Source organism: Neobacillus drentensis, assembly GCF_036966985.1.
In the GTDB taxonomy this organism is placed as follows: domain Bacteria; phylum Bacillota; class Bacilli; order Bacillales; family Cytobacillaceae; genus Neobacillus; species Neobacillus drentensis_E.
This window is the reverse complement of the sequence record NZ_JBALSN010000277.1, coordinates 1-1,292: the sequence shown is the minus strand read 5'-3', so window position 1 is coordinate 1,292 and position 1,292 is coordinate 1. Positions and strand designations below refer to the sequence as shown.

Sequence of the window (1,292 nt, the reverse complement as noted above, 5' to 3'; positions counted from 1 at the left end):
CGAGTATGGTGTTGTCGATATTCATTACCGTAGGATTCAGCTTTTGGCATTCTTAGAATTTGTCAAAGGTGAGAGGAGCGAGCAAGATAAACAAAAATTTGTGCAATTTGGTCATGGAGGTCTTACAAAGAGGCTGAATGAATTTCTGAATGATGGTCGACAAAGTAGAAATGTAATACAACTGAAGAAATGAAAAAAATTAATTAATTTAGAGATTTTCTAGATAGATTATTTTAATCAATATCGTATATTTTCCTATCAGAGAAAGTATTGCCAGTTCAATATCTTCAGTGATAGGATAAAAATCAATAAAATAAAACATACTTTTCTGATAAGTCAAGTAGGATTAAAAATGGAGGAAAATTAAGTGAGCTATAAGCTAAGTATTTTAGATCAGAGTCCCATTTTTCCTGGATCCACTGCTTCAAATGCGTTACAGAAAACCATTCTACTGGCTCAAAAAGCAGAAGAATGGGGTTATACACGTTTTTGGGTATCAGAGCATCACTATACTGATCAATTGGCAGGGTCCTCGCCTGAGGTATTAATTTCATACTTATTGGCTCGAACTAGCACGATTCAAGTTGGCTCAGGAGGTGTGATGCTTCAGCATTATAGTCCTTATAAGGTGGCAGAAAACTTTCATGTCTTATCAGCTCTTGGTAATGGAAGAGTAGATCTTGGGGTTGGGAAAGCCCCAGGTGGTCTTCCATTATCAACAAAGGCGCTACAGTATGGAACCGTCAATGATGGGAAGGACTTTTCAGAACGTCTCTCTTTTTTATTGGAATTAGTTGAAAATTCGGTCGGTAACAATCATCCTCTTGCAGGTATTCAAGCAACACCAATTCCTCAGAAAAAACCTGGAATTTTCCTGCTTGGGGCAAGTCCAAAAAGTGCACAGCTTGCTGCTAATTTAAGAATATCATTTGTATTTGCTAAATTTATCAATAGTGATGATAGGGTACTAGAAGAGGCAGCAAATGTATATCGGGATAGTTTTCCAAATGGAAAATTTATCATCTCATTGGCTGTTATTGCTGCTCCAACTCAAATAGAAGCAGAAGAACTGGCAGGAAAAAGAAAAATAGTCAAAGTCCATCTTAAGAGTGGACGATCGGTGACTTTACAATCACTTGAGCAAGCAGAAGCGTTTGGAAAGCAAGCAAGTGAACCTTATGAAATAACCGAACAAGGAGCAGATATTATTGCGGGAACCCCTAATTTTGTGAAGGAAGTTTTAGGGAAACTTCAAAAAACTCATCAGGTGGATGAATTTATTTTACATACTC

At 37.1% G+C, this 1,292-nt stretch carries 1 protein-coding gene and 1 pseudogene; both read left to right on the top strand.

Translation table 11 applies throughout. From position 1 onward, the window contains the following. Positions 1 to 193 (top strand): annotated as a pseudogene (locus V7659_RS18500) (hypothetical protein); the annotation flags it as partial. Positions 194 to 367: 174 nt separating this feature from the next. Then, the coding region (locus V7659_RS18495) for an LLM class flavin-dependent oxidoreductase (RefSeq protein ID WP_335541270.1) at positions 368 to 1,292 on the top strand (925 nt) is incomplete at its 3' end.